Genomic DNA, 26,240 nt, shown 5'->3' with positions numbered 1-26,240 from the left:
TTCGAGGAATGGAGAGCAGCATGCGCATCGGAATTCTCGGCACCGGCGTCATGGCCTCGGCACTGGCGGAGGGGTGGACGCGAAGTGGACATCACGTCCTCGTCGGCGGCCGTTCGCAGGAAAGGGCCCGGGCGATCGCCGCGCGGCTCGGCGACGCGGTCGAGGCGGTCGACCCCGCGCAGGTGGGCAAGCAGAGCGATGTCGTGGTCATCGCCGTGGCGTGGGAGGGGATCGACCAGGTGCTCGACCTCGCCGGAGCCGGCCAGGGGTCGCTGGCCGGCCTGGCCGTGATCGACTGCACCAATGCCGTGGACTACGCCGACGGCCTGCTCAAACTGCCCAGCGGGTCGGCGGTGGAGCACATCGCCGAGCGGGCCGTGGGCAGCAAGGTGGTCAAGGCGCTGCACCTCTTCGCGGGGGCGAGCTGGTTGGTGCCGACGCCGCCGGGACAGCCGAAGCGGACCGTGGCGATGTGCGGCGACGACGAGGCGGCGCTCGCCATCGCCGCGGAGCTGGTCCGCGACCTCGGCGGCGTGCCCGCCGTGATCGGCGGACTGGAGCACGCTCGGCAGCTCGAAGACGTGGCGGGGTTCGTCATGCGGCTGGTCGCTGCGGGCCACAACCCCGTCACTGCCCTGCCTTCCGTCGACCGGTCGCAGGACTAGATCGAGCGACCCACGATTCGCGGCCTGTCGTTGTGCCTGCGCGATCAGGTGAACCCGTACGGATAGGGTCGCTTGCGATCGAGCGATCTCGGACTCAACTCTCCCCCGCCTACCGCGTGTACTCAACAGCGGAGCACTACGGGAACGGACGGCTGCTGGATGTTCCGACGGGTCACGGTGCGGTCCGCAACTGGATGCCGACCGGGGCAGGGGGCGGCGCGATGAACACCCCGCCTGCCTCGGAGGTCCCGCCTGCCTCGGAGGTCCCGCCTGCCTCGGGCATGCGGGAGCGCCTCGTCCGGTACCACGCCAAACCCGATCTGACGGCTGAACGGGCCGGGGCCCGGATCTCGGCGTACGTCTACGGCAACATCATCATCTTCGCCGCGATCCTCGGGCTGCCCACGCACGACGTCGAGAACGGCGACGCCTTCGCCGTCGTGGTCGGCGCGGCGTTGACGACCTTCCTCGCGCACGCCTTCGCCGAGGTGGTGGGCCACAGCACCCGCGACAACACCCCCGAGGCCAAGGCCGAGCTCGGCCGGGAACTGCGCGACGCGGCGCCGATCGCCACCTCGGCGGTTCTGCCTGCGCTGCTGCTGGCGCTGGCCTGGGCGGGCTGGTTCTCCGGCGGAGCCATGGCCCTGGCCTCCGAGATCTACCTGTTGGTCCGCATCGCCCTGATTCCCCTGATGGTGGAACGCCTCCGAACCGACCGAACCTCCTTCCCGGCTCTGCTGGCCGGAATCCTGCTGGCACTCGCCGCCGCCGCTGTCAGCGCCGTCAAGATGATCGCCGGGCACTGATCCCCGTCCGGTGGATCGCGGATGACGGAGGCCCCGCCAGGACGCCTGCACCTGACGGGGCTTCAACTCCGCGCTCCGGCTGCGGGCTTCCTACGGCCGGCGACCCAGGTCGCGCTGATGCCAGGTGCCCGGCTTGCCGCCGAGCTCGGCCGGGTCGGCGGGTCCGACCGGGACGAAGCCGGCCTTGGCCAGCACCCGCTGGGACGCGGCATTGGTGTGGGCGGTGGCTGCCCGCAGCGTGCGCAGCCCGTGCCGCGCCGCCGCCAGCCCGCACAGCTCCCGGACGGTCGCGGTCGCCACGCCCCGGCCGGCGACCTGCTGTGCGACCCGGTAGCCGAGGTCGGCGCTGCCGTCCTTGAGGTCGTACAGGTTGAACCGGCCCAGGACCGAGCCGTCCTCGGCGACCAGCACGTAGAAGGCGCAGAGGCCGGCCTCCTGCTCGGCCAGCAGGGCGCGGTAGCGGTCGGCGAACTGCTCGAAGTACGCGTCGCCCCGGTCGGAGATCGAGGCGGTGAAGTAGGCGCGGTTCGCCAGCTCGAAGGCCAGGACCGCGGGGGCATGGCCGGCATCCAACTGCTGCAGCTCGGGCACGCGCGCAACCCTACCCACCGGGCGCCCCGGCGCCACCTGGTTTTCCGTCAGCTGCTGCTGTTCATCTGCCGAGTGTCGCGAGGATCTCCCGCGGATCGAAGGTGACCCGGATCCTGGTGATCCTCCCGTCCTCCACATGGCTCCAGTTCGCCGTGGGGGTGGGCGGTGCACCGGCGGTGTGCAGGTCGAACCAGGTGATCACATCGGTGTCGTTCGCCACCCGGGCGTGCACCTCGATCCGTTCCAGGAGTTGGCCCAGACCGCGCAGGCCGGCCAGGCACTCCTCCACCCCGGACGCGCGGCCGAGCGCGCCGACGAAGTCGACGTCGTCGGCCAGCAGGCCGCGCAGGGTGTCGAAGTCGCCCTTCTGCCAGGCGGTGAAGTACTGCTCGGAGATCTGTTCCGGAGTCGTCATAGGTCCAGGGTCCCCGAGCTCCGGCCATCCGTCCAACAGATGGATCAGATACTGAGTATCATCTCTGCTTATGGAGATGCATCAGCTGCGCTACCTCGCGGCGGTCGTGGACGAGGGCACCTTCACGGCCGCGGCGGCGCGCCTGCACGTCAGCCAGTCGGGCATCAGTACGCAGGTGGGCAAGCTCGAACGGGAGCTGGGACAGCAGCTGCTGGAGCGTTCGGGGCGCCGGGTCCGGCTGACCGCCGCGGGCGAGGCGGTGCTGCCGCTGGCCCGGGAGGCCCTGGAGACGCTCGACGGCATCGAGCACACGGCGGCCGAGTTCGCCCAGGCCGCCCGGGGGCGGGTCCGCCTGGGCATGATCAGAGGCTGTTCGATCCCCGGCTTCCTGGACGCCGTGGCAGGAATGGGCAGCACCAACCCCGGCATCGTCCTGAGTCTGCACGAGGACGACTCGCAGGCCCTGCAGGCCCAGGTGCTCGCCCGCTCGCTCGATCTGGCCCTGATCGCGTTCGCCGGGCAGGCGGCCGCCGGGCTGGACGTCAGCGTGGTCGTCGACGAACCGATCGCCCTGGCCGTACCCGTGGGCCACCGGCTGGACCGCGCCTCGGTGCGGTTGGCCGACGTGCAGGCGGAGACGGTCCTCTGCCTGTCGCAGGGCACCGGAATCCGGGAGGCCTACGAGCGCTCCTGCCACCGGGCCGGCGTCGAACCGCGGGTGGACATCGACGCCAGTTCACCGCAGACACTGCTGGGACTCGCCCGCCGGGGCGCCGGAGTCGCCGTCCTCAGCCCCTCCTCGGGGGCCGCCGAGGGCCTTCGCACCGTACCCGTCACCGATGCCGCGACGCACGCCTGCCTCGGCCTGGCGATCCGACCGGACCAACGCTCACCGGCGGCCCGGCTGATGCTGGCCAGGCTGCACACCGCCCTCGCGCACGTCTGAGCGACCTCTGGGCGGCCGACCCGGACGAGCATCCGCCGGTCGATCCGGGGACGTCAGGGCCGCGAGCGCAGCGGGTGGTCCGCGGGGACCTCGACCACGACGATGCGCACACCGTCCGGGTCCTCGATCCACATCTCCAGGAGCCCCCAGGGCTCGCGCACCGGAGGGCGGACGATCGGCACCCCGTGCCCCAGGAGCTCCCGGTGTGCCCGGGCCACGTCCGCGACCTGGAGCCACAGCTGCAGGCCCGGCCCCGGCGGCTGCTCGGCGCGGCCGGAGACCTCCAGGAAGCCGCCGCCCAGGAAGTACACCGTGCCGCGCTCGGGCCCGGTGCCGAACTCGCGGTAGACCTCCAGCCCCAACCGCTGACCGTAGAATGTCCGCGAACGCTCGGGGTCGGTGGGACGCAGGAGGATCCGGCTGCTCAGCACGTGCACCATGGCAAGGAACCCTAGCCGCCGCGCCGGCCGTGGCAGGAGCGACAGGCGCGACAGGCGCGACAGGCCACCGCAGCGCAGTCGAGGACGAGCAGGGAGAACGACCGCATGGACACCGCCGACCGCACCGCCGGCACCGGAGAGCTCAGCTACCGGGACGCCACCGAGGACGACATCGGGCCGCTGGTGGCTCTGATCGAGTCGGCCTACCGCGGGGACTCCAGCCGCGCCGGCTGGACCACCGAGGCCGACATCCTGCACGGCTCGCGCACCGACCACGACGGCGTGCGCGCGGTCATCACCACGCCGGGCAGCAGACTGGTCACCGTCGAGCGCGACGGCGACCTGGTCGCCTGCTGCCAGCTCGAACACCGCGGTGAAGCGGCCTACTTCGGGATGTTCGCCGTCTCCCCCGCACTCCAGGGCGCGGGCCTGGGCAAGCAGATCATCGCCGAGGCCGAGCAGCTCGCCCGGACCGGGTGGGGCGTGCGCGAGATGCACATGACCGTGATCTCGGTGCGCGAGGAGCTGATCGCCTTCTACGAGCGGCGCGGCTACCGCCGCACCGGCGAGCTGACCCCCTTCCCCTACGGCGACGAGCGCGTCGGCCTGCCGCAACGCGACGACCTGGCGTTCGAACTGCTGGTCAAGGAACTGGCCTGAGCCGCGACGGACAGCCACACCCCGCAGCCATGAGTACCGAAGGCCTCGACGATGTGCTCGCCGAAGGGCTGGACATCGTCTTCATCGGCATCAACCCGCCACCGGTGTCCGTGAACGCCGGGCACAGCTTCGTCACCCCGGGGAACAGGTTCTGGCCCGCACTGCACGCCGCCGGATTCACGCCGACGGTTCTGCGTCCGCAGCAGGAGCGCGACCTGCTGCGGCTCGGACTGGGCATCACCAGCATCGTGCGCCGCGCCACCCGCCGGGCCGATGAGCTCAGCACGCTCGAACTGCGCTCCGGCGGACAGGACCTGACGAAGCGACTACTGGCGATCCGGCCGCGCTGGGCCGCGTTCCTGGGCGTGAGCGGCTACCGTCCCGCCTTCGGGGCCCCGCACGCCGGTGTCGGCCCGCAGACCACCATGATCGGCACGACCCGCGTCTGGGTGCTCCCCAACCCCAGCGGTCGCAACGCCCACTACCCGCCCGCGGCCCTCGCCGCAGAGTTCGCCCGGCTGCGCCACGCAGCTGCCCTCCCCGACCGGCGGACGCTCAGTCGGTGAGATCCAGGGCGAGCCGCAGCGCCTGGCTGACCCGGGTCATCTCCTCGGGGGTCACGATGCCGAGGTACTTTCCCCCGGTGATCCGTTCGCGCCGGTAGCTGAGCACGTCCACGGCGATGGCCACGCCCTCCACGGGGTGGGTGATCGGGGTGCTGAGCAGGGTGTCCGGCGCGGTGCCGCTGGTGTCCACCAGGACGCACACCGCGCCGTGCTGGTAGAGCTGGAGTGCGCCGTCGGCCTCGACCACCAGAAGACAGCGGGGACGGCCGGACGGGGAGGCGACCTCCCAGATCTGACCGCGCCTCAGGGGCACGGTGGCGGGGACGCTCAACGCTCGTCCTCCTCGGCCATGCCGTAGACGTCGTCCAGCGGGTCGCCGGTCTCGGCCCGCCAGGCGTCGAGTGCGGCCGCGGCGTCGCGGACCGCCTGGTTCTTCAGTGCCTTGGCGGTGTAGGCGGACAGGTTGCCCTCGGACGCCGCACGGGCTGCGGCCAGGACATCGGGCGGCAAGGACACGGTGACTTTCTCAGAGGTGGCCATACCATCCACCGTACCCCGGTATGACCGATGGTGGAACCCATGGTGTGAACGCCTCCCCGAAGCCCATGCCACCCCTCACCAGTCCCCCCGCAGACCCCGGCGCGCGTCCGTGGAACCCGGTGCTCAGGCGGTTTCCTTGACTGCGGAGCCCTTGAGAGCGGGTTCCTCGACCACGGGTTCCTCCAGTGCGGGTTCCTCGACGGGGGCCTCCTCGGTGGTGCGGGAGTTGGTGAGGCTCAGCGCGCCGCCCGCGGCGATCACTCCGACCACGACGGCGAGCAGGGCGTAGGTGATCCGTTCGCCGTGGAAGAACGAGGCGACGAGTTCGCTGCTCCAGGTGCCGGCCGGGAGCTGGGTGGTGACCAGGGCGGCGATCAGGGTGCCGACCACGGCGGTGCCGATGCTGGAACCGACTTCCTGGGCGGTGTCGTTGAGGGCCGCGCCGATGGAGGTGCGGTTGGCGGGCATCGCGCCGACCAGGGCGACCGCGCAGATCGTCATCACGGTGCGCAGTCCCACCGTCATCAGCACCATGCAGACGGCGATGGCGGCGTACCCGTGGCCGACGGCCCAGGACAGGCCTGCCAGCGAGCCGGCCAGGCAGGCCGCGCCGACCAGGCAGGCGATGCGGTGGCCGAAGCGGCGGGCGAGCCATTCGGACACCGGGGTCGCCCCGAGCATGGTGACGATGATCGGCAGGTTGGCCAGGCCGGCGCGCACCGGGCTCCAGCCGTAGGCGTACTGGAAGTGCAGGATCAGCCCGAACATCACACTGGCCATGGCGATGGAGGTGCCGATCTGGGCGATGGCGGCGCCGCGGACGGTGCCGTTGGCGAACAGCCGCAGGTCCAGCATGGGTGCCGCACTGCGGCGCTCGTGGAGCACGAAGGCGGTCCCGGCCACGACGGCGCCGGCGATCGACGCGAGGGTGGCCGCGGACAGCCAGCCGTGCTGGACGCCGCTGGTCAGCGAGTAGCAGGCGAGCCCGATGGTGCTGATGCTCAGGGCGGCTCCGGGCAGGTCGAGCGCGTCGCGGGTCAGGTCCTCCGGCCGGTCGGCCGGCACGCCCAGCCGCACGCCGATGCAGGCGATCACCGCGATCGGGGCGTTGACCAGCAGCAGCCACTGCCAGCGCACATGGGCCAGCGCGGTGCCGCCGAGCAGCGGGCCCAGGACGAACCCGGACATGCCGACGATGATCATCACCGTCATGGCGCGCATCTGCAGGGCCTTGTCGTCGAACAGGCGGAAGACCAGCGAGTTCGTGATCGGGGCCATCGCCGCCGCGGCTATGCCCAGTGCGGCCCGCAGGGCGATGAGTTCGCCTGCCGTGGTGACCAGGACGACGCACAGGCTCAGCGCGCCGAAGACGGCCAGTCCGACCAGGAGCACCCGGCGGCGGCCGAGCCGGTCGGCCATCGACCCGGCGGTCAGCAGCAGGCCGCCGAAGGTCAGCGAGTACGCCCCGGTGACCCACTGCAGTGCGGTGGTGCCGCTGCCCAGGTTGCGGCCGATGGTGGGCAGCGCGATCGACAGCAGGGTGTTGTCCACCATCTCGACGAAGAACGCCAGGCAGAGGGCGGCCAGGGGGATCCACGCCGCGCGCAGCGACGGGTAGCCGCGGGCGGGGGTCTGAAGCGTGCTGGTAGCCATGACGGTCCTCCGATCGAACGCGGTTCGACTATCGAACGGCGTACGATACGCTACGATAGAACAACGTTCGATACAGCGCAACATGCGACGGGAAGTGAGCCATGGCACGCCTGCAGGACCGTTCGAGCCAGGGACGCCGCCGGGCCTCGCACTCGATGGAGTCCGTACTCTCCGAGGCGGTGGCCCTGCTCGACGAGGCCGGAGCCCCGGCGCTCACGTTCCGGGCGCTGGCCCAGCGCCTGGGCGGCGGTGTCGCCAGCATCTACTGGTACGTCGCCAGCAAGGACGAACTGCTCGACCAGGCCACCGACCATGTGATGGGCGCCGTACTGGCCGACGTCGAAGGACTGGCGCGCACCGACGACCCCATCGACGACCTGCGCGAGATGGCCGTGACGCTGTTCGACGCGATCGTGGCCCGGCCGTGGCTGGCCGCCTACTTCATGCGCAACACCACCGCCCAGAGCAACTCCCTGCGCCTGTACGAGAGGCTCGGCGAGCAGACCCTCCGCCTCGACCTGGACGCACGCCAGCGGTTCCACGCCGTGTCCGCCATCGTGGGCGTCGTCGTCGGCTCCGCCATCGACCTGGGCCAGGAGCCGCCCCAGGAGGTCCTGGACGGCGCGGTGGACCGCGACGAGTTCCTCGGCCGCTACGCCCGGGCCTGGCGGGAGCTCGACCCCGAGGACTTCCCCTTCGTGCACGAGATCGTCGACGAGTTCGACGGCCACGACGACGTCGACCAGTTCCGCTCCGCACTGGAACTGACCCTCACCGGGCTACGGCTGCAGGCCGGACCGCCACCGTCTAGCCAGTAATCAGCACGGTCACGGCGAAGCTCCGCTGCCCGGGTGCACAGGGCAGGGCCTCCCCGCAGACGGTCCGGGTCGCGCTGAGCACGACGCGCCCGGCCGCCGCCGCCAGGAAACGGGCGGTCACGGTGCCGCAGCCCTGGCCCGGGACGCAGCCCGGGGCGGCCGAGGTGACCGCGGCCCCGATCGGCTGGAGCGTGTGCGGTGCGGAGCTGCGGAGCGCCGACCAGTAGGTGCTGTGCAGCACCAGGTCCACGGTGCTGCCGACCGTGACCGTGACGGTGCGGGCCGGCGACCGGTCGTCCAGCGTGACCGTGGCAGCGGCGGTCGGGCCGGGGTGTGCGCCGACGGCTGCGGAGTCGCATCCGGCGGCCAGACACAGCAGGGCGGTGGCCGCGTGGATCGCGGCAGATGTGCGCAGGCGCATGGGCGTCGCCTTCCGTCGGCTGTGCTCCTGGGACGGCTCCGCCCCGGGAGGGGTTCCTCCCGGGGCGGAGCGCTCGGATCCGATCGGGCGTCAGGAGACGTTGATCGCGGTGTCGTCGATCACGAAGCTGGTCTGCAGCGAGGAGTCCTCGGTCCCGGTGAACTTGAGCGTCACGCTCTGCCCGGCGTAGCCGGACAGGTTGAGGGACTTCAGGCTGTAGCCGGTGTTCTTGTTGAGGTTGGAGTAGGTGGCCAGGGTGGTGCTGCCGATCTGCACCTTCAGCGTGTCGTAGGCGGTGCTGGTCGACGTCTCGGCGGTGTCGATGTGCAGGTAGAAGCTGAGCGTCGCGGTGCTGCAGCCGGCCGGCACGGTGACCGTCTGCGACAGCGTGTCGGTGTGGGTGCTGCCGTAGCCGTCCAGCCAGGCCTTCCAGCTGCCGGAGTGCGCGGCCTCGCCGCTGGAGTTGTCGACGACCCCGGAGGAGGCGGTCCACGGGGCGGCGGTGCCGGTCTCGAAGCCGGGGTTGCCCAGCAGTTGGGCCGCGGTGCAGCCGCCACCGCCGCTGCCGGCGACGGTCCAGCTGAAGCTGGTGCTGCCGCTGGCGTTGGTGCCGTCCTTGGCCGTGACGGTCACCGAGGAGGTGCCCGCGGCGGTCGGGGTGCCGGAGATCAGGCCGGTGGAGGAGATCGACAGGCCCGCCGGGAGGCCGGTGGCGCTGTAGGTCAGGGTCTGGCCGGAGGCCGAGTCGCTCGCACTGATCTGCAGCGAGACCGCGGTGCCGACGGTGCTGCTCTGGCTGCCGGGGTTGGTCACGCTGACCGTGTTGCCGGTCGAGCCGCCGCCGACGATCGGGTGCGAGATGGCGCAGGCGTTGGTGTCGTTGGACCAGCTGGCCTGCTCGGAGAAGGTGCCGGTGCCCATGGTGACCCTGGCTGCGCCGCCGGTGGTGCCCGGGTTGATCCAGGCGCACTCGTCGGAGTTCTCCTGGCCGTTGTAGGAGCTGCCGGTGTTGTTGGTCCAGCCGCCGGCCGGGTTCTGGTCCGACATCATCTCGTGCCACTCATGACCCAGCGTCATGGTCCAGCCGTCCAGGGTGCCCGGCGAGGTCACGAAGCCCACGCCGCAGCCGGATCCGGAGTCCATGTTGTAGGGCTGGTTGCTGAAGGCGATGTCGCCGTAGCCGGAGGAGACCGCCCCGCCGGTGAGGGTGGAGTCGCCGTTGTAGTCGTGCCAGGCGCAGTACTGGCCCTGGTAGCTGTCCGGGTTGGTGCCGTGCGGCGAGAGGATCACGTAGTAGGCGTCCCGGTTGGCCGCGGCCGTGGTGTTGCCGAAGTGCGCGGCCGCGTTGACGGCCTCCACACCCAGCTGGTGGCCGCTGGCCGCGCTGGGCGACGCGCCGGCGCTGTCGTACCAGACGCCGGCCAGCACCCCGCCGCTCTGGTACGGGACGAAGTTGGCGTTGGAGGGGCAACTGGTGGCGCCGGCCGACACGTTGGGGCCGTCGCACCACTGGGTCAGGTCGGCGGACCACAGTTCGTTGCCGGTGCCGATGCCCTTGAACATCTCCTGGGCCACCGGCGCGCCGCCGTCCGGGTCCCCGGAGAAGGTGGCGTCCCCGCTGCTGTTGGTGGACTGGGTGCCCCACTGGGAGCCGTAGAACACCAGGTAGACCTTGGAGTGGCCGCTCTGGACCCCGATGCCGTCGATGCCGCCGCCGTAGGACAGCGTCTCCGGGCCGGTCGCGACGTTCGGCGAGGCCTGCGAGGCGGCCCAGCTCTTCATCTTGGCGTTCTGGGCGACCGTCGGCACCACACCGTGCCGGTAGGGGTGCTGGTAGGCCGGGCTGTACGGGTCGGTGACCGAGTGGTTCTGCGACTGCGGTGCCGGCTGGGCCTGCTGAGCCGTCGGTGCCGGCGTGGAGGCCACCGCCCGGGGTGCGGCGGCGGCGACGAGCGCGCCGGTGAGGAGGGAGAGCGACGCGATCCCGGTCAGGGCGGCGCGTAGTCTGCGACGAGGTGCCTGGGACGAACCCATGGTTGGGGGTTTCCTCTCATGCCGATGGCGTGAGCGCCGGTGGGCGTCACGGGATCAGGTGCATGTACGGGGAAGTGCCGAAGTGACACCACGTCAAGTGGTGTACGGGGCTGACGCGCAGAAGCAAAGCAGACTTGATGGACACAGGTCAACACCCGGTACAACCATGTAATGGCAGGTCAAACCCTAAGAACTGACTAAGATTCCAGCTCGGACCCCCAGCATCGACCCCAGGAACCGCAGATTTCCGCCCTGCGAATCGCAAAGAATATCCACAGCCGGCACATGACCTACTCTGGCGGGATGCAGGAGCTGAGCCCGGACACCAGTGCGGTACGGGTACTGGTGGTGGAGGACGACCAGGGCATCGCCCGGTCACTGGTGCGCGGCCTGGAGCGGGCCGGATACGCGGCGCGGTGCGTCGAGACCGGCCGGGCCGCACTGCTGGCCGAACCGGTGCCGGACGTGGTGCTGCTGGACCTGGGGCTGCCGGACATCGACGGGGTCGAGGTCTGCCGGCTGCTGCGTCGGCGCTCCGACCTGGCGCTGATCGTGGTCACCGCCCGCGGCGAGGAGGGCGACCGGGTGACCGCGCTGGACCAGGGCGCGGACGACTACCTGGTCAAGCCGTTCGGACTGGCCGAACTGCTGGCCCGGATCCGGGCGGTGCTGCGCCGGACCCGCCCGACGGTTCCCGAACCGTTCCGGTACGGGGACCTCGTGGTCGACCCGCGCACCCGTAGGGTCTCCGTGGCCGGCGCCGAGATCGCGCTGACCGCCAAGGAGTTCGACATCCTGGAGTGCCTGGCCGTCGACCCCGGGCGGGTGGTGACCCGTCAGGAGATCCTGGAGCGGGCCTGGGACGCGCACTGGTACGGGCCCGGCAAGGTGCTGGACGTCCACATGGCCGCGCTGCGCCGCAAGTTGGGCCGCCCGGGGCTGGTGGAGACCGTCTACGGCCGCGGCTTCCGCCTCACCGGACCGAGCTGAGCCGGCGGTGAACCGTCGCATCGCGCTCAGCGTGCTCGCCCTGGTCACGGTACTGCTGGCACTGGCCGTGCTCCCGCTGGGCCGGCTGCTCGACCAACGCGAGCAGACGTCCTTCCGGGACTCGGCCGAGGCCACCGGGCGCACCCTGGCCTCCTCGGCCGAGGAGAACCTGTCCGACCACAAGTCGGCGGCCCCCACGCTGCGCCTGCTTGCCGCGACCCAGTCCGACGGGGACTGCGCGACGGTCTACGACGGCACCGGGCGGGTGCTGTTCCGCACCTCCTGCGACAGCGCACAGGGCGCCACCGCACAGGACCTGGTGCGGGCCGCCGTGGCCGATGCGCAGGCGCACACGCACCAGGGCGACGGGCTGATGACGGTGGCCACCCCTATCGGCGACGCCGACGAACCGGTGGGGGCCGCGGTGCTCACCCGGTCGCTGGACCCGCTGCACGACCGGATCGCGGCGGTGCAGGGCTGGCTCGCGGCGATCGCGGTCGGCGGGCTGCTGGCCGGGGCACTGCTGTCGGTCGCGCTGGCGCGCTGGGTCGGCCGTCCGCTGCACGAAGTCGACCGCGCGGCACAGCGCCTGGGCGACGGGCACCTGGAGGTACGGGCCCCGGTGCGGGCCGGGCCGCCCGAGGTGCGCCGACTGGCCGCGACGTTCAACACCATGGCGGCGCGGACCGAGGCCCTGGTCCACGGCCACCGCACCGTGATCGCCGACGTGTCGCACCAACTGCGCACCCCGCTGGCCGCGTTGCGCCTCCGGCTGGACCTGTTGGGCGGCGAGGCCGACGCCGGGACGGCCCAGGAACTGGCCGGCGCACAGGAGGAGATAGCCCGTCTGTCCCGGCTGGTGGACGGACTGCTGGCGGTCGCCAGGGCCGAGAGCGCGGTCCCCCGGCCGACCCCGGTACGGGTCGCGGACCTCGTCGCCGAACGGGTGGACGCATGGGAGCCGGTGGCGTCCGAGCGCCGGGTGACCCTGACCGCCGACAGCCCCGACGGCCCTGACGGCCCCGCTGACCTGCTGGCCTTCCTGGGTCCCGGCGACCTGGAGCAGGTTCTGGACAACCTGATCGCCAACGCCGTGGACGCGGCCCGCGAGGGCGGCCGGGTGCGCGTCCGGGCCCGGCCCGCGGGCGCCACGGTGCAGTTGGTGGTGACCGACGACGGTCCGGGGATGAGTCCGGACGCCCGGGCCGCCGCGTTCCGCCGGTTCGGCAACCCGCACGCCAAGGGATCCGGCCTGGGCCTGGCCATCGTGCACCGCCTGGTCACCGCCAACGGCGGAACGGCCCGACTCCAGGAAACCCCCGGCGGCGGCCTGACCGTGACCCTGGAACTACCCGCACCGCCACGACGCGTCGCGCAGGTCAGCCGCGCACCGCAGCCAGGCACTCGTCGTACAGATCCATGATCTCGCCCTTGCCGTCGTCGGCGACCCAGGTCATCGATGCCGCATCCAGGCACGCGAATGACGTCGCGATCACCGCGCGGGCCTTCGCGTCCGCGTTGCCGGCAGCCGCGTCCATACGGACCTTGGGAGCCTTCGCCCACGACAGCTCCGCGGCGTCATGCTTCGGCCCCGGGCGGACGGAGTTCCCCCTGTGCGGTCGAGGGGTGTCGACCGCAGAAACTTCGTCAACAAAGGACTGAGGCAGGAGCAGCGGAGCCGTCGTGGAGTCAGAGGTCAGGCAGCCCTGGGGCTTTCCCCCGAACCACCGTCCCATATGGCGTATGAGGCGCCGCGCAGAAGCAAAGCAGATGCAGCGAACGGTGGTCAATACCACTGAGGCCGGAATTCGCAGGGCGAAATCCTAAGATCTCCCCAAGATTGCAGCCCAGGGATATCGCAGACCTTCGAATTGCCGTTCACCCCAACCAGCGGGAAGCCTGGGCTAGGCCGGCCCGCCGAGGTCGTGCGCGGTCCATCCCGGCGCGTCCAGGCGTACCGGGCGGGCGCCGACCAGGGCGGTCAGCTGCGCTTCGAGGCTCGCGAGTTCGGCGGAGCCGATCTGCCGCTGCCACTGCTCGCGCAACTCGTCGAAGACCGCCTCGCCCTGCCGCAGCACCTCGAAACCGAGCGGTGTGACCTCAAGTCGCTTGCGGCGCGCGTCCTGCGGATCCGTGTCGCGTCCCACGTATCCGCGCTCCTGGAGCACCGCGATGGTCTTCGCCGCCGCCTGCTTGGAGACCGACAGGCGCCGGCCCAGCTCTGAGGCGTTGTCAGCGCCGGCGATGATGGCCCGCATGGCGAAGTCGTGGGCGGGACGCATGTCCTCGTAGCCGCGGCGGGCCAGCTCCTCGGTCGCGGCGTCCGCCAGCGAGCGGAAGCCTGCGAGCAGGAGCAGTGCGAGGTCAGCGCCGGATCGTGGCATGGAAGAAGAATACGACCCCTGGACAACGACAACCTTGTTGTCTAATGTGATGGACAACTAGGTTGTCGAAACAAGGGGATCCCATGAACGCCACACCCGCCGGCGCCACACTCCCGGGGATCACGCACCACCGCGTCGAGGTCAACGCAACCACGCTGCACTACGTCGCGGCCGGGACCGGCGGGACCCCGATCCTGCTGGTGCACGGATTCCCCGAGACCTGGTGGGCCTTCCGCGGGCTCATCCCGCTGCTCGCCGAACACCACCGCGTCTTCGCCGTCGACCTGCGCGGCTTCGGCGACTCCGACAACGGACCGGGCGACTACGACAGCGCCGCCTCGGCCGAGGACCTGCACCAACTGATCCGGCACCTCGACGTCGGCCCGGTCCACGTCACCGGACAGGACATCAGCGGGGCCACCGTGTTCCGGCTCGCGACCACCCACCCGCAGGACGTGCTCAGTCTCATCGCCATCGAGACGGGACTGCCCGGGTTCGGTGTGGAGGCACTGGCCGACATCACCCGCGGCGGCGCCTGGTACATCGGCGTCCTCACCGCACCCGGCATTCCCGAACTGCTGCTGACCGGCCGCGAGCGCCGGTTCCTGGAGCAGTTCGCCTTCGCGGCCCCGAGCGCGACCCCGGACGTGAGCACCGACGCCGACGTCGACGAGTTCGTCCGCAGCTACGCGCGGCCCGACGGCTGGCGCGGCGCGATCGGCCTCTACCGGTCGATGCTGCGTGAGGGCCCCGAGATCCGGGCCCTCGCCGAAGCGCCGGGCCTGACCGCGCCCGTGCTCGCGGTCGGCGCCGGCGGACGCTCCTTCACCGCCACCACCATGACGCAGGCGGCACCGGCGACCGAGGTCAGCTCGGCAGATCTCGACGGAGTCGGCCACTACGCCGCGATGGAAGCCCCCGACCGACTGGCGAAGGCCGTCCTCGCCTTCACCGCCACCATCGACGGCGCCGTTGCGTGAAAATCCGGATGCCCGAAGACCCGAACCTCCCTACAGTCCGAGCATGGATCTCCGCATCGTCACGCTCGCCGAGCGGCTGACTCTGAAGTCCTCGTTCGCCAACGAGGAGACCGAGCCGTGGCCCGAGTTCATGAACCACGACTCCATCGGCAACCTCTACTACAGCGACGTCCGGACCGCTCACCCGGAGTACGGGCTGATCGCCTTCGACGCCTCCGCCCCGGACCAGGCGGTCGCGCGCGCGTTCTGCGTGCCCTTCGCCTGGGACGGCGACCCGGCGGTCGGTGAACTGCCGGTCGACGGTTGGGACGGCGTCATCTGGCGCTCGGCGCGCGACCGCCAGATCGGAGTGAAACCGAACATCGTCTCGGCGCTGGAGATCACCGTTCCGACGGATCTGCAGGGCACCGGCCTGTCGGCGAAGATGCTGACTGCCATGCGGGAGAACGCGGCCCGACTGGGCTACGAGCATCTGGTCGCCCCGGTGCGGCCGAACCACAAGCACCTGGTCCCCGACATGTCGATGGTCGAGTACGCGGCGCTCGTCCGCGAGGACGGCCTGCCTCAGGACCCGTGGCTGCGCACGCACGTCCGAGCCGGCGGCCGGATCGTCGGCACCTGCGCACGTGCGATGACGATCCCGGGCACGCTGGCGGAGTGGCGCTCCTGGACCGGCCTGCCGTTCGACCAGTCCGGCCCGGTCGTGGTGCCGGGCGCGCTTGTGCCGGTGCACTGCAGCGTCGAGCACGACTGCGCGGTCTACGTCGAGCCGGGGGTGTGGGTGCACCACCAGCTGTGAACCGGCCGCGGCGTGCGGACGGTCCTCCTCCGGCCGATACCCCGGGGGACCGGCGCAATGGACCGATCCGACGTCACCGCCCCTTGTGCCGTCCGGCGGCCCGGGCGAGCAGCAGCGTCCGGGCACCGCGCCCGATCTCGCGGACGACCAGCGGCAGGGCCAGGACCAGGCCACCGACGCGGGTGACGAAGTGGCCCACCACTGCTGCCGTCCGCCGCGACGACGCTGTCACTGCAGCTGATTCCTGGCACGGATCCGAAGGCACATGCATCCCCTGGACTGATCGGAGCTGACGGAGTGTTCACACTCCTTCCTTGGCTCCACGACCCGCCGGCGTTACTTCACGCAGATGAACAGGGCCACCACGGGTCACAGGGCCCCGCCTACAGGGACTCGTCGGGTCGGTCCGTGCGCCAGTACGGTTCGGACGCTGCGGCAGCCGTGCGGATCGCGTCCGGGTCGAGCGTGAGCTTCGCCTCGGCGAGACCGGCGCGCTCCCAGGAGCAGGTCAGCACCACGGGTCCGGGCGGGGGCAGCGGCCACACCCACAGGGACAGCCGGACGTCCTCGCTGCCGTCGTACCCGCCGCCGCTCTGCCCGCCGGCGTTGGTCATCATCGGCCCACGGCCGTCACGCAGTCCCGACTCGTCGTCCATACGGGCGACTCGGCCGTCAGCGATCAGCAGCGAGAAGCGCAGCCCGTGGTCGAGATCCGGGCCCCGCCCCTGTTCCTGCCGGTAGGTGCCCCTGCCGTACGCCTCGACCTCGATGCCCAGGCCGTTGCTGTAGGCGAGTACCTGACGGACGATCAGGATCGCGCGCTCCGAACGCGCGACGACCACCGGACCGGTTACATGACCGCCGACCATCGGCGGCGGCATGGACCATTCGGGGATGCTTCGTTCCGGGACTGCGGGCATACCGACGAGGCTACGGACGACAGGGCCGGCGCTCCAGCCAATTCCCAACCCCGCTGGCCCCGCCGGGAGTTCCGGCGGGGCCAGTCGGGCCAGTCGGGCCAGTCGGGGAAGTCGGGGCAGCTACTTCGCCTTGGCTGCGGCGATGGTGAGGTGGAACTGCCTGCTGACCGGCACCGCGCGCGGGGCGCTGGCCGAGGACAGCTTGACGGTGAAGGTGCTGGTGCCCTTGACCGTCGGGGTTCCGGTGATCGCGCCGGTCGTCCGGTTCAGGCTGAGTCCGGCGGGAAGCCGGCCCGCGGTGACGGTCCAGGTGTACGGCTTCAGGCCGCCGCTGCCCGCCAGCGAGTGGGCGTAGCCGGCGTGGACGGTGCCGGCGGCCAGCGTCGCCGCCGTGGTGATGAGCAGCGGTGCGGTCGCCGGGGTGGTGAAGCTGAGGACCTGGCCGTGGGTGGTGACGGCGTCGCTGGTGGTGTCGAGGCGGGCGTAGTAGGTGGTGCCGGGGAACAGCCCGGTCAGTTTCTGCTGGACCAGGCGCGGCTGGGTGCCGGTGCCGAAGTCCTGGACCGCGGTGGTGGTCCCCAGGGTCGGGGTGGTGCCGTAGGAGAAGGAGTAGCCGGTGGCGGTGCCGGTCGGCACGACCACGCCGGTCAGGGTGGCCCCGGTCAGGCCGATGGTGGTGGCCGGGGTGGTGACCCCGCCGGTGCAGGCCGGCGACGTGGCGGAGGCGTCAGCCTCCTGCCCGTCCAGGATCCACGCGAGGGCAGGGAACACCGTCGGGTCGAAGGTGACCGGGAAGACCTGCGCGAAGGTGCCCTGGTTGAAGTAGGTCGGCTGCCCCTGGAACGCGTCCGCGGGATAGAGCTGGTTGTTGTCACCGACGCTGACGACCAACGCCGAGCCGGTGGTGTTGTGGTAGCCGTAGTACGCGGTGATGTCACCGGTCTGCGGGTTGGTGGTGACGCAGTCGAGGTACGGGGTCAGCGACCCGGTCCCGGACGCCGAGGCCGGGACGCCGGCCAGCAGGGCGCAGCCACCCACGAGCGCGAACAGCGCCGTGCTGCGGGACAGCCGCCGCAGGCGCAGCGAGCGGGGTCGGGATCGGGGTAAGCGCAGCAGCGGTTGAACGGTGGTCATGGTGCCCCCCTTGGGCGCAGTCGCGGACATCCCGCGAAGCCGGCATGCCGGGCTCCACGGGACCGCGAAAGAGGATCTTGAAGGTGATCGCCCGTCATCCTAGTGTCCTGGAGCGCCTGTTGAGGCCACAGGTGCCCCGCTCACAGGTGGTCGGATGCCGAGGGGGACAGGGAGCTGAGGAGGCGTTCTCGTGCGCGCCGCAGATGGGTGCGCATGGTGGCGGCCGCGGCGTCGGCGTCGTGTTCGCGCAGGGTGTCCAGGATCCGCTCGTGTTCGCGGCAGGTGTCCTCGGCGATGCCCTCGCGGAAGTAGAGCCGGTAGAGGTGGGTGTGCGCGTGCAGCCGCTCCAGCGTGGCGCGCATCAGGGCGCTTCCCCCGATGGCGGCGATCAGGTCGTGGAAGAGCGCGTCGTGCTGGACGAACGGCTGCAGTGCCTCGTGCGCGTCCGTGCTCCGCGCTGCGCGCATCTGCGCCAGGTGTTCGGCCAGTGAGCGCAGGTCCGCCGCGTCGGCGCGTTCGGCCGCGCGGGCCGCTGCCGCCGGTTCCACCAGCATCCGCAGCTCGAAGAGTTCGTCGAACTCCTGGACGCTGAGCAGCGGGGCCGCCGTGTAGCCGGCCAGTGTCCGCTTCAGCGCCAGCCCCTCGGCCTCCAGCCGGGCCAGCGCCTCACGCACCGGGGTCGGCGAGACGTCCAGCTCCAGGGCCAGGGCGTTGATGTTGAGCTTCGCCCCGGGCTCGATGGCGTGCTCCAGCAGCCGCCGCCGGATCGTGTCGTGGACGGTGTCCGCCAGAACCTGCCGTCGCGGCGTCGGCGCCATCGTCCGCCCGTCTCCTCGTCGTCGTTTTTCGCTGCTACTGCCCGAGATCATACACGATCGGATCGCATCTCGATCAGGAAGCAGGCCTTGACAGGGCTTCGAACGGGCTTAACCTCATGGAAACTATATTATCCGTGCTGGAAGCCGAAGAGGGCAGACATGGCAGCAATCGTCAGCGCGCACGCCTACCTGGTCGATGTGGAGGTGGAGAAGGAGCGCACCGACGCTGTGCAGGCGTTCTTGAAACAGGAGACCGTCTTCGTAGAGATCCGCACCGACGACGGCCGTACCGGCGTCGGCTACTCCTATACGATCGGCACCGGCGGGCGTTCGGTCCTGGCGATGCTGCGCGAGCACCTGCTGCCGCGCCTTCCCGGCCAGGACGCAGCCGCCGTGGAGCGGGTCTGGTTCGACCTGTTCGCCTCCACCCGGGCCACCACCGTCGGTGCGATCACCTCGCTGGCCCTGGCCGCGGTGGACACCGCCCTGTGGGACCTGCGCTGCCTGCGAGCGGACGAGCCGCTGTGGAAGGTCGCGGGCGGATTCCGCCGCGAGGTCCCGCTCTACGACACCGAGGGCGGCTGGCTGCACCTGTCGACCGAGGAGCTGGTCTCCGGCGCGCTGGCCTCGCAGGCCGCGGGCTGGCACGGCGTCAAGCTGAAGGTCGGCAAGCCCAGCGCGGGCCAGGACCTGGCCCGGCTGCGGGCGGTGCGGGACGCCGTCGGCCCCGGGCTGGACATCATGGTCGACGCCAACCAGTCGATGACCCACGCCGAGGCCCGCCGCCGGGCCGCCGCCTTCGAACCCCTGGACCTGGCCTGGTTCGAGGAACCGCTGCCGGCCGACGACGTGGCCGGACACGTGCTGCTGGCCCGCTCGACCTCCATCCCGGTGGCGGTCGGCGAATCCCTGTACTCCGTCGCCCAGTTCCGCGAGTACCTGGCCCAGGGAGCGGCCTCGATCGTCCAGGTGGACGCGGCGCGGGTCGGCGGGATCACGCCCTGGCTGAAGGTGGCCCACCTCGCCGAGGCCTTCAACGTCCAGGTGTGCCCGCACTTCCTGATGGAACTGCACGTCAGCCTGGCCGCGGCGGTCCCCAACGGCCGCTGCGTGGAGCACATTCCGCAGCTGCGCGCGATCACCGACGGCCAGTTGGAGATCACCGACGGCCACGCCGTGGCACCGGACCGCCCCGGCCTGGGCATCGCCTGGGACCGGGACGCGATCGACGACCGACGCGTGGCCTGACCCACCCTGGCCCGACCCACGCGTCGCCCGACCGAAGAGCACGACCCCCGACACTCGAAGGAGAGCACAGATGGGGCAGGAAAGTCGCGACCACATGCGGATGACCAGGCGTTCCCTGCTCGCGACCGCCGTGGCGGTCGCGGGTACGACGCTGGTGTCGCCGGCCCGGGCCCTGGCCCTGTCGGCCACGTCATCGGCACCGCAGCCGCTCGGCGAGGCCGAGCAGTGGGCCTCGCTGCGGACCAAGCTGGCCGGCATCACCGGTCAGTGGACCGACCAGAACTACACCGGCGCCGTCTCCAACACCATGCCCGACACGGCCCTGCTGGGGAACGGGGACGTGGGGGTGACCTCGGGCGGCAGCACCGGCGTCAAGACCTTCACCATCTCCAAGGGCGACTTCTGGAACGCCAACCCCAGCCCGGTCCCGGCGCCGATCGGAGGGGTGACCCTGCGGGCCACCGCCAGGCCCCCGGGCTCCAATCTGGCGCTGGGCGCGACCGCCACGGCCAGCAGCGTCAACGGCTCGCTGACCCCCGACCGCGCCGTCAACGGCCAGTGGACCTCCGGCTACGAGGGCTGGGTCTCCGACCTCGGCAAACCCCAGTGGATCGCCCTGGACCTCGGCACCGCACAGACCGTCGCCCGCTACATCCTGCGCAACGACGACGCCGCCCGCCCCGGCAACGACGACCACACCACCAAGGACCTCACCCTCCAGACCAGCACCGACGGCACCAGCTGGACCGACGTCGACACCGTCACCGGCAACACCGCGGCGACCCTCAACCGCAGCTTCGCCCCGGTGACCACCCGTCACCTCCGCTTCTACATCACCGAACCGACGCAGGCCGACACCGACGACTCCATCGCCAACCCCCGCGCCCGGATCGGGCAGATCGAACTGTTCGGTCCGCAGAGCGACCCCGACCTGGCGCTGGGCGCGACCGCCACGGCCAGCAGCGTCGACCAGGCACTGACCCCCGACCGCGCCGTCAACGGCCAGTGGACCTCCGGCTACGAGGGCTGGGTCTCCGACCTGGGCAAGCCGCAGTGGATAGCCCTGGACCTGGGATCCGCACAGACCGTCGCCCGCTATGTGCTGCGCAGCGACGACGCGGCCCGCCCCGGCAACGACGACCACACCACCAAGAGCTACACCCTCCAGTCCAGCCCGGACGGCAGCACCTGGACGGACATCGACACCGTCAGCGGCAACACCGCAGCCGTCATCGACCGGGACCTCTCCCCCGGCCCGGTGACCACCCGTCACCTCCGCTTCTACATCACCGAACCGACCCAGGCCGACACCGACGACTCCATCGCCAACCCGCGCGCCCGAATCGGGCAGATCCAGCTGTTCCCGCTGACGAAGAGTCAGCAGGACCCCGACGCCCCGTCCACGGACCCCTTCCACGAGGTGCAGCGGATCCTCGACGCACGGATCACCACCTCCGTCGTCATGGACGGCACCGCCCTGTCCCTGGACACCTGGCTGTCCGCGCAGGACAACGTGCTGGTGACCTCGGTGACATCGCACGGCTCCGCACCCGTGGAGCTGGAGGCCTCCACCTGGGCCGGCGCCGTCATCGCCAACTCCGCCTACAGCAACTCCGCCGGCAGCAGCGGCGGCGTCGCCTGGGCGCAGCGCTCCACCGCACCCGGCAGCAACTGGGTCTCGACGGCGGCACTTGCCACCCGCGTGCTGGGAGCGGACTCGGTCCAGTCCCCCACCGTGTCCGGAGCCACGGCACGGACCGTGTTCACCCTCAAGCCGGGCCGGACGGCTCTGATCGTGACCGCCGTGGCCGGCGGCGGGCAGAACCCGGCCGACCCGCAGCAGGCAGCGGCCGCCCTGGTGTCCGCGCAGGACGCGCGGTCGCTCGCGCGCATGGAGGCCGCGCACGTCCAGTGGTGGAAGGCGTACTGGACGCAGTCCAGCATCGACATCGGCAACACGGTGCTGGAGCGGTACTACTACGCCGCCCAGTACTTCATCGGCTCGGCCAGCCGCCCCGGCAAGGTCGCCCCCGCGCTCTACGGGATCTGGGTCACCACGGACTCGCCGCAGTTCAGCGGCGACTACCACATGAACTACAACGCGATGGGGCCGTTCTACGGCGTCTACTCCAGCAACCGGCCCGAACTCGCGCTGCCCTTCTACGAGGTGATCCTGGACTACGTGCCCGAGGCGCGGCGGCGGGCCAAGCAGGACCTGACCCGGGTCAAGCCGGACTACGTCGGCACCCGCTTCCCCGCCGGCGGCGTCCCGGACGGGGTGCTGTTCCCGGTCGGCATCGGCCCCTTCGGGTCGACCACCGACGACGAGTACCTCCAGCAGGTCGCGAACTCGTTGTTCGCCGCCTCCCAGTTCGCCGCGTACTACGAGTACACCCAGGACCGCGCGTTCCTGCGGGACAAGGCGTACCCGTTCCTGGCGCTGGTGGCCACGTTCTTCCAGTACTACCTGGAGTGGGACCAGGGCACCGGGCAGTACGTGCTGTGGAGCGGGCCGCAGGAGAACGCCTGGGGCCAGGACTCCTCCTCGGACCTGGGCCTGCTCAAGCAGGTGCTGACCACCCTGATCGGCGGCAGCAGGGACCTCGGCATCGACGCGGGCCGGCGCAGCGGTTGGCAGCACCTGCTGGACCACCTCCCCCCGCAGCCGACCGCGGTCTACCAGGGCACCACGGTGTTCTCGCTGGTCAAGGCCGGGACCATGCAGGGCTCCGACACCAGGGACATCCACCCGGGCGACAACACGGTGAACCTGGAGTTCATCCACCCGGCCGGCGTCCTGGGCATCGACTCCGACCCGGCCCAACTCAGCACCGCCAGGGACACGCTGGACGTGATGGACTCCTGGGACCAGGTGAACAGCTTCCCCAAGGTCTTCACCCAGGCGGCCAGGGTCGGCTACCCCGCCCAGCAGCTGATCGACCGGTTCACCCGGACCATCACCCAGAACACCGTCGCCAACCTGCGCATCGCAGACCCCTACCACGGCATCGAGAAGTCCGGCGCGGTGGAGGCGATCAACGACATGCTGGTCCAGAGCGACCGGGGCGTGATCGTCCTCTTCCCGGTCTGGCCCTCCGACCAGGACGCGAGCTTCCACCAGCTGCGGCAGCAGGGCGCGTTCGTCGTCTCCAGCGAACTGCGGAACGGCACCGTCGGGTACGCGGACGTCACCAGCGACGCCGGCAACACGCTGCGGATCAGGAACCCCTGGCCCGGCCGCTCCGTCACGGTCACCGACCACCGCGGTCGGGCCGTGCGGACGAGTACCGACGACGGCGTGATCACCGTCCGCACCGAGCGCGGCGGCAGCTACCGCCTCACCCGGTCGGGCCCGACCCGGGGCCGCTGACGCCCGAGGCCGGGCCGCGCGGGCCGGACCGGTACGCTTCCTCGCTGCGGGGCGGACCGGTTCGCCCCGCAGACCGGCCCGCCGCTGCGACAACCCCGGCAGCGGGGACTCCGAGGGAAGGCACAGTCCGACGATGCAGCGATTCGCCACCGTGATCCGGTTGCGCCCGGAGAAGGAAGCCGAGTACCGGGCCCTGCACGCCGAGGTGTGGCCGCAGGTGCTGGCCGCGCTGAAGCGCGCGCACATCGGCAACTACTCCATCTTCCTGCGCGACGGCCTGCTGTTCAGCTACCTCGAGTACACCGGCGACGACTACCCCGGCGACACCGCGGCGATCGGCGAGGACCCGGCGACCCGACAGTGGTGGGCGCTCACCGACCCCTGTCAGCAGCCTCTCGACACAGCGTCGCCGGGCGAATGGTGGTCCCCCGCCGAGGAGGTCTTCCACCTCGACTGACGGCTCCGGACCGTCAGCCGCGCAGCGTGCGCCCGAACAGCTCCAGCAGGGCGACCCAGTGGCGCTCCGTGGCCTCGGCGTTGAAGTCCGAGGTGTCGGACTGGGTGTAGCCGTGGCCCGCGCCCTGGTACACCTCGCAGCGATGGGTGACGCCGGCCTCGGTGAGTGCCTTCTCCAAGCGCTCCTGCTGCTCCGGCGGCAGCGACTGGTCCTGGTCGGCGTGGCCGAAGTACGCCTCCGCGGTCATCGTGGCGGCCGCCAGGTGCGGGCTGTCGGGCTGGTCGGTGGCGAGCCGGCCGCCGTGGAAGCCGCCGACCGCGGCCACCCGGTCCGGGTAGGCGCCGGCGGTGTGCAGGGCGAGCCTGGCGCCCATGCAGTAGCCGGTGATGCCGACCGGCCCCTCGGCGGCCTGCGGGCAGTCGGCCAGCCAGCCGAGGTAGGCGTGCGCGTCGGCGACCACCAGGTCCGGCGTCAGGTCCTGCATCAGCGGCATCAGTCGGGCGAACAGCTCGCCCCGGTTGTCGTGGTCGATGTGCGCCGGAAGCTGCACCACCGGGGCACGGCCCTGGCGGTAGAAGACGTTGGGCACCAGGACCGCGTAGCCCTCGGCGGCCAGCCGGTCGGCCATCGCGTTGAGCGCCGGGCGCGGCCCGAACGCGTCCTGGTAGAGCAGCACGGCAGGGTGGCGCCCCTCGCCCTCGGGGTGGACGAAGTACGCGTCCGCCGTGCCGTCCTGGGTCGGGATGTCGACAGTGCTGCCGTGTACGGCGGTCATGTCCGGATCCTGCCTTCGTCTGGGGGTGCACTTGCGTGGCCCACCCTCTCACCAAGCACACCGCGCCATTCACCTAACCCGGCGGCGAGTCGGCGTCTGCACGAGGCCACGACCACCAGCGGCCACAGCGACTGGATCGCGCACAGGGCCCGCTCGGCGACCCCGACCAGGCCGTGATCACGCAGTTCCACCAGGAACCACGCCGCGCCCGCCAGCACCAGCAGCGTCACCAGCAGCACCGTCCGCGGTCGGAGCACCCAGGGCGCCGCCGGGCCGCGCCGTGCGGCCAGCGCCGGCCACAGGGCCATCAGCGAGAAGCCCACCGCGACGACCGTGCCGTGCTGGAAGGAGGCCCCGTCGTGCGGTTCGGGGGTCAGCGCCAGCACGATCGCCGACGCGCCGGCGCCCGCCAGGGCGATGCGCCCCACCAACGGGGCGGCGCGCAGCCCCACCGCCGTGGCGACATGGCACACCCCGAGACCCGCGATCGCCGCGGTCATCAGCCACCGGTAGGGCTCCCCCACCGAGGCCAGCACGCTGATGGTGTCCGTGGCCGGGTCATAGCCCGATCCGAGCAGCAGCGCCGCGACCGTCCAGCCGCCGACCAGCAGGATCGGCGCCGTTCCCGCAGTGATCAGGGTCCACCCTGGGACGGGGCGCATCTCTCTACGGTAGGACGGCCGGCCGTCCCTCACATGTCGGGCGGAGCGGGCTGCGCCGCGCCCGCGCACCGGTCATGTCAGAACCCTTGCCAACGTTCTGACCGGTCGGTAACTTCCCCATCGGTAACTTAGCCGAAACGCCCATGTCATCAGCCGGACACCCCGGATACCGGGCATCCCCATGCCCCGCGCCGGTCGCACCCGCACCTCCTGTACGGACCCACCCCCGCACTCAAGGAGACCAGCATGTCGATCCGTACCCACTCCCGCCCCTGGCGCCTCGCCGTCCTCGCCGTCGCGGCCGCGATGACCGGCGGCCTCGCCCTGGCCGCGCCCGCCCGGGCGGCGACGGCCACCCCCGTCGACTACGTCGCCATGGGCGACAGCTACAGCGCCGGCTCGGGCGTGCTCCCACTGGACCCTGGCGCCGCGCTGGAGTGCGCCAGATCCACGGCGAACTACCCGCACGACCTCGCCGCCCGGATCGGGGCCCAGCTCACCGACGTGACCTGCGGCGGTGCGGAGACCAAGGACTACGCCGGCTCGCAGTACCCCGGGGTCGCCCCGCAGCTCGACGCGCTGAGCAGCAGCACCGACCTGGTCACCATGACCATCGGCGGCAACGACAACAACACCTTCATCGACGCCATCCTCGCCTGCGGCTCGGCGGGTGTGCTGACCCTCGGCATCGGCCACCCGTGCCAGTCCCTCTACGGCTCCAGCTTCGACGACTCGATCGACTCCAGCACCTATCCGGCGCTGGTCGCCGCGCTCACCGCGGTGCGGGCCAAGGCACCCAACGCCCGCGTCGCCATCGTCGGCTACCCCTGGATCGTGCCGGCCACGGCCGTCCCGGGCTGCTTCGCCAAGCTGCCGATCGCCTCCGGTGACATCCCCTACCTGCGGGAGCTGGAGGGCCACCTCAACGCCGCCGTGCAGCGTGCGGCGCAGGCCACCGGCGCCACCTACGTCGACATGTCGGCCGTCTCCAACGGGCACGACGCCTGCCGGCCGGCCGGCACCCGCTGGATCGAGCCGCTGCTGTTCGGGACCAACTACGTGCCGGTCCACCCGAACGCGCTGGGCGAGTCCAAGATGGCGGACCAGGTCGCCACGGTGCTCGGTCTCGGCTGAGTGGCGTGCCGGGC

Annotated in this window: 30 protein-coding genes; 14 read left to right on the top strand and 16 right to left on the bottom strand. The window is 71.4% G+C overall.

The window, feature by feature from the left end; all coding sequences use genetic code 11:
* Positions 1-20: 20 nt before the first annotated feature.
* Positions 21-665: an NADPH-dependent F420 reductase gene (locus ABUW04_RS11255; protein ID WP_380564370.1), complete on the top strand. Its 645-nt coding sequence runs from the start codon at positions 21-23 to the stop codon at positions 663-665.
* A 221-nt stretch (positions 666-886) separates the two neighbouring features.
* Positions 887-1,471: a hypothetical protein gene (locus tag ABUW04_RS11250; RefSeq protein WP_380564369.1), complete on the top strand. Its 585-nt coding sequence runs from the start codon at positions 887-889 to the stop codon at positions 1,469-1,471.
* Between the two features lie 90 nt (positions 1,472-1,561).
* On the opposite strand, the gene ABUW04_RS11245 is transcribed toward ABUW04_RS11250, so the two are convergent.
* Both ABUW04_RS11245 and ABUW04_RS11240 read right to left on the bottom strand, forming a co-directional pair.
* Complete coding sequence (locus tag ABUW04_RS11245) at positions 1,562-2,062, bottom strand: GNAT family N-acetyltransferase (RefSeq protein ID WP_380564368.1); 501 nt, start codon at positions 2,060-2,062, stop codon at positions 1,562-1,564.
* A gap of 61 nt (positions 2,063-2,123) precedes the next feature.
* On the bottom strand, positions 2,124-2,477 hold the full coding sequence (locus tag ABUW04_RS11240) for a nuclear transport factor 2 family protein (protein WP_030264994.1): 354 nt from the start codon (positions 2,475-2,477) through the stop codon (positions 2,124-2,126).
* 70 nt (positions 2,478-2,547) lie between these two features.
* On the opposite strand from ABUW04_RS11240, the gene ABUW04_RS11235 reads away from it, so the two are divergent.
* Positions 2,548-3,423, top strand: coding sequence for a LysR family transcriptional regulator (locus ABUW04_RS11235; protein ID WP_380564367.1), 876 nt, complete (start codon positions 2,548-2,550; stop codon positions 3,421-3,423).
* Between the two features lie 53 nt (positions 3,424-3,476).
* Here ABUW04_RS11235 and ABUW04_RS11230 read toward each other — a convergent pair whose 3' ends face one another.
* Positions 3,477-3,863, bottom strand: a complete 387-nt coding sequence (locus tag ABUW04_RS11230) for a VOC family protein (RefSeq protein ID WP_380564366.1) — start codon at positions 3,861-3,863, stop codon at positions 3,477-3,479.
* Between the two features lie 105 nt (positions 3,864-3,968).
* Between ABUW04_RS11230 and ABUW04_RS11225 the strand changes: the two genes are divergently transcribed.
* The gene (locus ABUW04_RS11225) at positions 3,969-4,523 is read left to right on the top strand and encodes a GNAT family N-acetyltransferase (protein ID WP_380564365.1); all 555 of its coding nucleotides are present in this window, start codon (positions 3,969-3,971) and stop codon (positions 4,521-4,523) included.
* A gap of 29 nt (positions 4,524-4,552) precedes the next feature.
* Complete coding sequence (gene mug, locus ABUW04_RS11220; protein WP_380564364.1) at positions 4,553-5,089, top strand: G/U mismatch-specific DNA glycosylase; 537 nt, start codon at positions 4,553-4,555, stop codon at positions 5,087-5,089.
* On the opposite strand, the gene ABUW04_RS11215 is transcribed toward mug, so the two are convergent.
* The 3 genes from ABUW04_RS11215 to ABUW04_RS11205 all read right to left on the bottom strand — a co-directional run bounded on the left by ABUW04_RS11215 (position 5,079) and on the right by ABUW04_RS11205 (position 7,282).
* Positions 5,079-5,420, bottom strand: a complete 342-nt coding sequence (locus ABUW04_RS11215) for a hypothetical protein (RefSeq protein ID WP_380564363.1) — start codon at positions 5,418-5,420, stop codon at positions 5,079-5,081. The two genes, mug and ABUW04_RS11215, sit on opposite strands and share 11 nt — an antisense overlap.
* Entirely contained in the window at positions 5,417-5,629 is a 213-nt protein-coding gene (locus tag ABUW04_RS11210) for a type II toxin-antitoxin system CcdA family antitoxin (RefSeq protein ID WP_030261889.1), read from the bottom strand. Before ABUW04_RS11210 ends, ABUW04_RS11215 begins: the two co-directional genes overlap by 4 nt.
* Positions 5,630-5,752: 123 nt before the next feature.
* Entirely contained in the window at positions 5,753-7,282 is a 1,530-nt protein-coding gene (locus tag ABUW04_RS11205) for an MFS transporter (protein ID WP_380564362.1), read from the bottom strand.
* A gap of 155 nt (positions 7,283-7,437) precedes the next feature.
* Between ABUW04_RS11205 and ABUW04_RS11200 the strand changes: the two genes are divergently transcribed.
* The gene (locus tag ABUW04_RS11200; protein ID WP_380564552.1) at positions 7,438-8,100 is read left to right on the top strand and encodes a TetR/AcrR family transcriptional regulator; all 663 of its coding nucleotides are present in this window, start codon (positions 7,438-7,440) and stop codon (positions 8,098-8,100) included.
* On the opposite strand, the gene ABUW04_RS11195 is transcribed toward ABUW04_RS11200, so the two are convergent.
* Together ABUW04_RS11195 and ABUW04_RS11190 are read right to left on the bottom strand one after the other, a co-directional pair.
* A complete protein-coding gene (locus ABUW04_RS11195; protein ID WP_380564361.1) occupies positions 8,090-8,521 on the bottom strand; it encodes a hypothetical protein in 432 nt (143 codons plus the stop codon). The two genes, ABUW04_RS11200 and ABUW04_RS11195, sit on opposite strands and share 11 nt — an antisense overlap.
* Positions 8,522-8,611: 90 nt before the next feature.
* Positions 8,612-10,555, bottom strand: coding sequence for an Ig domain-containing protein (locus tag ABUW04_RS11190; RefSeq protein ID WP_380564360.1), 1,944 nt, complete (start codon positions 10,553-10,555; stop codon positions 8,612-8,614).
* A gap of 303 nt (positions 10,556-10,858) precedes the next feature.
* Here ABUW04_RS11190 and ABUW04_RS11185 point away from each other — a divergent pair, with 303 nt between their 5' ends.
* Both ABUW04_RS11185 and ABUW04_RS11180 read left to right on the top strand, forming a co-directional pair.
* The gene (locus ABUW04_RS11185) at positions 10,859-11,545 is read left to right on the top strand and encodes a response regulator transcription factor (RefSeq protein ID WP_380564359.1); all 687 of its coding nucleotides are present in this window, start codon (positions 10,859-10,861) and stop codon (positions 11,543-11,545) included.
* A 7-nt stretch (positions 11,546-11,552) separates the two neighbouring features.
* Positions 11,553-12,968 (top strand): sensor histidine kinase, encoded by a 1,416-nt coding sequence (locus ABUW04_RS11180; RefSeq protein ID WP_380564358.1) that lies wholly within the window; start codon positions 11,553-11,555, stop codon positions 12,966-12,968.
* Here ABUW04_RS11180 and ABUW04_RS11175 read toward each other — a convergent pair.
* Positions 12,925-13,083 carry a hypothetical protein gene (locus ABUW04_RS11175; protein ID WP_380564357.1) on the bottom strand — a complete coding sequence of 53 codons (159 nt, stop codon included), beginning with the start codon at positions 13,081-13,083 and terminating at the stop codon, positions 12,925-12,927. The genes ABUW04_RS11180 and ABUW04_RS11175 overlap by 44 nt on opposite strands.
* A 366-nt stretch (positions 13,084-13,449) precedes the next feature.
* Positions 13,450-13,929 (bottom strand): MarR family winged helix-turn-helix transcriptional regulator, encoded by a 480-nt coding sequence (locus ABUW04_RS11170; protein ID WP_380564356.1) that lies wholly within the window; start codon positions 13,927-13,929, stop codon positions 13,450-13,452.
* Between the two features lie 83 nt (positions 13,930-14,012).
* On the opposite strand from ABUW04_RS11170, the gene ABUW04_RS11165 reads away from it, so the two are divergent.
* Entirely contained in the window at positions 14,013-14,909 is an 897-nt protein-coding gene (locus tag ABUW04_RS11165; protein WP_380564355.1) for an alpha/beta fold hydrolase, read from the top strand.
* Between the two features lie 43 nt (positions 14,910-14,952).
* Positions 14,953-15,708 carry an N-acetyltransferase gene (locus ABUW04_RS11160; protein WP_380564354.1) on the top strand — a complete coding sequence of 252 codons (756 nt, stop codon included), beginning with the start codon at positions 14,953-14,955 and terminating at the stop codon, positions 15,706-15,708.
* Positions 15,709-15,781: 73 nt separating this feature from the next.
* Here ABUW04_RS11160 and ABUW04_RS11155 read toward each other — a convergent pair whose 3' ends face one another.
* The 4 genes from ABUW04_RS11155 to ABUW04_RS11140 all read right to left on the bottom strand — a co-directional run bounded on the left by ABUW04_RS11155 (position 15,782) and on the right by ABUW04_RS11140 (position 18,580).
* Complete coding sequence (locus ABUW04_RS11155; RefSeq protein ID WP_380564353.1) at positions 15,782-15,940, bottom strand: hypothetical protein; 159 nt, start codon at positions 15,938-15,940, stop codon at positions 15,782-15,784.
* Positions 15,941-16,091: 151 nt separating this feature from the next.
* Positions 16,092-16,628 carry a hypothetical protein gene (locus ABUW04_RS11150; protein ID WP_380564352.1) on the bottom strand — a complete coding sequence of 179 codons (537 nt, stop codon included), beginning with the start codon at positions 16,626-16,628 and terminating at the stop codon, positions 16,092-16,094.
* A gap of 120 nt (positions 16,629-16,748) precedes the next feature.
* Positions 16,749-17,762, bottom strand: a complete 1,014-nt coding sequence (locus ABUW04_RS11145; protein WP_380564351.1) for an Ig domain-containing protein — start codon at positions 17,760-17,762, stop codon at positions 16,749-16,751.
* A gap of 140 nt (positions 17,763-17,902) precedes the next feature.
* Complete coding sequence (locus ABUW04_RS11140; protein WP_380564350.1) at positions 17,903-18,580, bottom strand: GntR family transcriptional regulator; 678 nt, start codon at positions 18,578-18,580, stop codon at positions 17,903-17,905.
* 159 nt (positions 18,581-18,739) lie between these two features.
* Here ABUW04_RS11140 and ABUW04_RS11135 point away from each other — a divergent pair, with 159 nt between their 5' ends.
* The 3 genes from ABUW04_RS11135 to ABUW04_RS11125 all read left to right on the top strand — a co-directional run bounded on the left by ABUW04_RS11135 (position 18,740) and on the right by ABUW04_RS11125 (position 23,655).
* Entirely contained in the window at positions 18,740-19,828 is a 1,089-nt protein-coding gene (locus ABUW04_RS11135; protein WP_380564349.1) for a mandelate racemase/muconate lactonizing enzyme family protein, read from the top strand.
* Between the two features lie 70 nt (positions 19,829-19,898).
* Positions 19,899-23,198: a discoidin domain-containing protein gene (locus ABUW04_RS11130; RefSeq protein WP_380564348.1), complete on the top strand. Its 3,300-nt coding sequence runs from the start codon at positions 19,899-19,901 to the stop codon at positions 23,196-23,198.
* 133 nt (positions 23,199-23,331) lie between these two features.
* Entirely contained in the window at positions 23,332-23,655 is a 324-nt protein-coding gene (locus tag ABUW04_RS11125; RefSeq protein ID WP_030261861.1) for an L-rhamnose mutarotase, read from the top strand.
* Positions 23,656-23,668: 13 nt separating this feature from the next.
* Here ABUW04_RS11125 and ABUW04_RS11120 read toward each other — a convergent pair whose 3' ends face one another.
* Together ABUW04_RS11120 and ABUW04_RS11115 are read right to left on the bottom strand one after the other, a co-directional pair.
* On the bottom strand, positions 23,669-24,430 hold the full coding sequence (locus tag ABUW04_RS11120; protein WP_380564347.1) for a dienelactone hydrolase family protein: 762 nt from the start codon (positions 24,428-24,430) through the stop codon (positions 23,669-23,671).
* Entirely contained in the window at positions 24,427-25,092 is a 666-nt protein-coding gene (locus ABUW04_RS11115) for a DUF998 domain-containing protein (RefSeq protein WP_380564346.1), read from the bottom strand. The genes ABUW04_RS11120 and ABUW04_RS11115 overlap by 4 nt, the downstream gene beginning before the upstream one ends.
* Positions 25,093-25,338: 246 nt before the next feature.
* Between ABUW04_RS11115 and ABUW04_RS11110 the strand changes: the two genes are divergently transcribed.
* Positions 25,339-26,226, top strand: a complete 888-nt coding sequence (locus ABUW04_RS11110; RefSeq protein WP_380564345.1) for an SGNH/GDSL hydrolase family protein — start codon at positions 25,339-25,341, stop codon at positions 26,224-26,226.
* The last annotated feature ends 14 nt before the right edge of the window (positions 26,227-26,240 follow it).

Origin of the sequence: Streptacidiphilus jeojiensis (genome assembly GCF_042510965.1) — a bacterium.
Taxonomy (GTDB): domain Bacteria; phylum Actinomycetota; class Actinomycetes; order Streptomycetales; family Streptomycetaceae; genus Streptacidiphilus; species Streptacidiphilus jeojiensis.
This window is presented reverse-complemented; position numbering and strand designations above follow the sequence as displayed.

Bases quoted from the DNA above. Each gene is read 5' to 3' on its own strand.
- ABUW04_RS11120 (WP_380564347.1), bottom strand. From the start codon at position 24,430: ATGACCGCCGTACACGGCAGCACTGTCGACATCCCGACCCAGGACGGC.
- ABUW04_RS11135 (WP_380564349.1), top strand. From the start codon at position 18,740: ATGGCAGCAATCGTCAGCGCGCACGCCTACCTGGTCGATGTGGAGGTG.
- ABUW04_RS11160 (WP_380564354.1), top strand. From the start codon at position 14,953: ATGGATCTCCGCATCGTCACGCTCGCCGAGCGGCTGACTCTGAAGTCC.
- mug (WP_380564364.1), top strand. From the start codon at position 4,553: ATGAGTACCGAAGGCCTCGACGATGTGCTCGCCGAAGGGCTGGACATC.
- ABUW04_RS11130 (WP_380564348.1), top strand. From the start codon at position 19,899: ATGGGGCAGGAAAGTCGCGACCACATGCGGATGACCAGGCGTTCCCTG.
- ABUW04_RS11185 (WP_380564359.1), top strand. From the start codon at position 10,859: ATGCAGGAGCTGAGCCCGGACACCAGTGCGGTACGGGTACTGGTGGTG.
- ABUW04_RS11225 (WP_380564365.1), top strand. From the start codon at position 3,969: ATGGACACCGCCGACCGCACCGCCGGCACCGGAGAGCTCAGCTACCGG.
- ABUW04_RS11175 (WP_380564357.1), bottom strand. From the start codon at position 13,083: ATGGACGCGGCTGCCGGCAACGCGGACGCGAAGGCCCGCGCGGTGATC.
- ABUW04_RS11110 (WP_380564345.1), top strand. From the start codon at position 25,339: ATGTCGATCCGTACCCACTCCCGCCCCTGGCGCCTCGCCGTCCTCGCC.
- ABUW04_RS11150 (WP_380564352.1), bottom strand. From the start codon at position 16,628: ATGCCCGCAGTCCCGGAACGAAGCATCCCCGAATGGTCCATGCCGCCG.
- ABUW04_RS11145 (WP_380564351.1), bottom strand. From the start codon at position 17,762: ATGACCACCGTTCAACCGCTGCTGCGCTTACCCCGATCCCGACCCCGC.
- ABUW04_RS11125 (WP_030261861.1), top strand. From the start codon at position 23,332: ATGCAGCGATTCGCCACCGTGATCCGGTTGCGCCCGGAGAAGGAAGCC.
- ABUW04_RS11205 (WP_380564362.1), bottom strand. From the start codon at position 7,282: ATGGCTACCAGCACGCTTCAGACCCCCGCCCGCGGCTACCCGTCGCTG.
- ABUW04_RS11170 (WP_380564356.1), bottom strand. From the start codon at position 13,929: ATGCCACGATCCGGCGCTGACCTCGCACTGCTCCTGCTCGCAGGCTTC.
- ABUW04_RS11230 (WP_380564366.1), bottom strand. From the start codon at position 3,863: ATGGTGCACGTGCTGAGCAGCCGGATCCTCCTGCGTCCCACCGACCCC.
- ABUW04_RS11190 (WP_380564360.1), bottom strand. From the start codon at position 10,555: ATGGGTTCGTCCCAGGCACCTCGTCGCAGACTACGCGCCGCCCTGACC.
- ABUW04_RS11210 (WP_030261889.1), bottom strand. From the start codon at position 5,629: ATGGCCACCTCTGAGAAAGTCACCGTGTCCTTGCCGCCCGATGTCCTG.
- ABUW04_RS11235 (WP_380564367.1), top strand. From the start codon at position 2,548: ATGGAGATGCATCAGCTGCGCTACCTCGCGGCGGTCGTGGACGAGGGC.
- ABUW04_RS11250 (WP_380564369.1), top strand. From the start codon at position 887: ATGAACACCCCGCCTGCCTCGGAGGTCCCGCCTGCCTCGGAGGTCCCG.
- ABUW04_RS11255 (WP_380564370.1), top strand. From the start codon at position 21: ATGCGCATCGGAATTCTCGGCACCGGCGTCATGGCCTCGGCACTGGCG.
- ABUW04_RS11200 (WP_380564552.1), top strand. From the start codon at position 7,438: ATGGAGTCCGTACTCTCCGAGGCGGTGGCCCTGCTCGACGAGGCCGGA.
- ABUW04_RS11240 (WP_030264994.1), bottom strand. From the start codon at position 2,477: ATGACGACTCCGGAACAGATCTCCGAGCAGTACTTCACCGCCTGGCAG.
- ABUW04_RS11195 (WP_380564361.1), bottom strand. From the start codon at position 8,521: ATGCGCCTGCGCACATCTGCCGCGATCCACGCGGCCACCGCCCTGCTG.
- ABUW04_RS11115 (WP_380564346.1), bottom strand. From the start codon at position 25,092: ATGCGCCCCGTCCCAGGGTGGACCCTGATCACTGCGGGAACGGCGCCG.
- ABUW04_RS11165 (WP_380564355.1), top strand. From the start codon at position 14,013: ATGAACGCCACACCCGCCGGCGCCACACTCCCGGGGATCACGCACCAC.
- ABUW04_RS11140 (WP_380564350.1), bottom strand. From the start codon at position 18,580: ATGGCGCCGACGCCGCGACGGCAGGTTCTGGCGGACACCGTCCACGAC.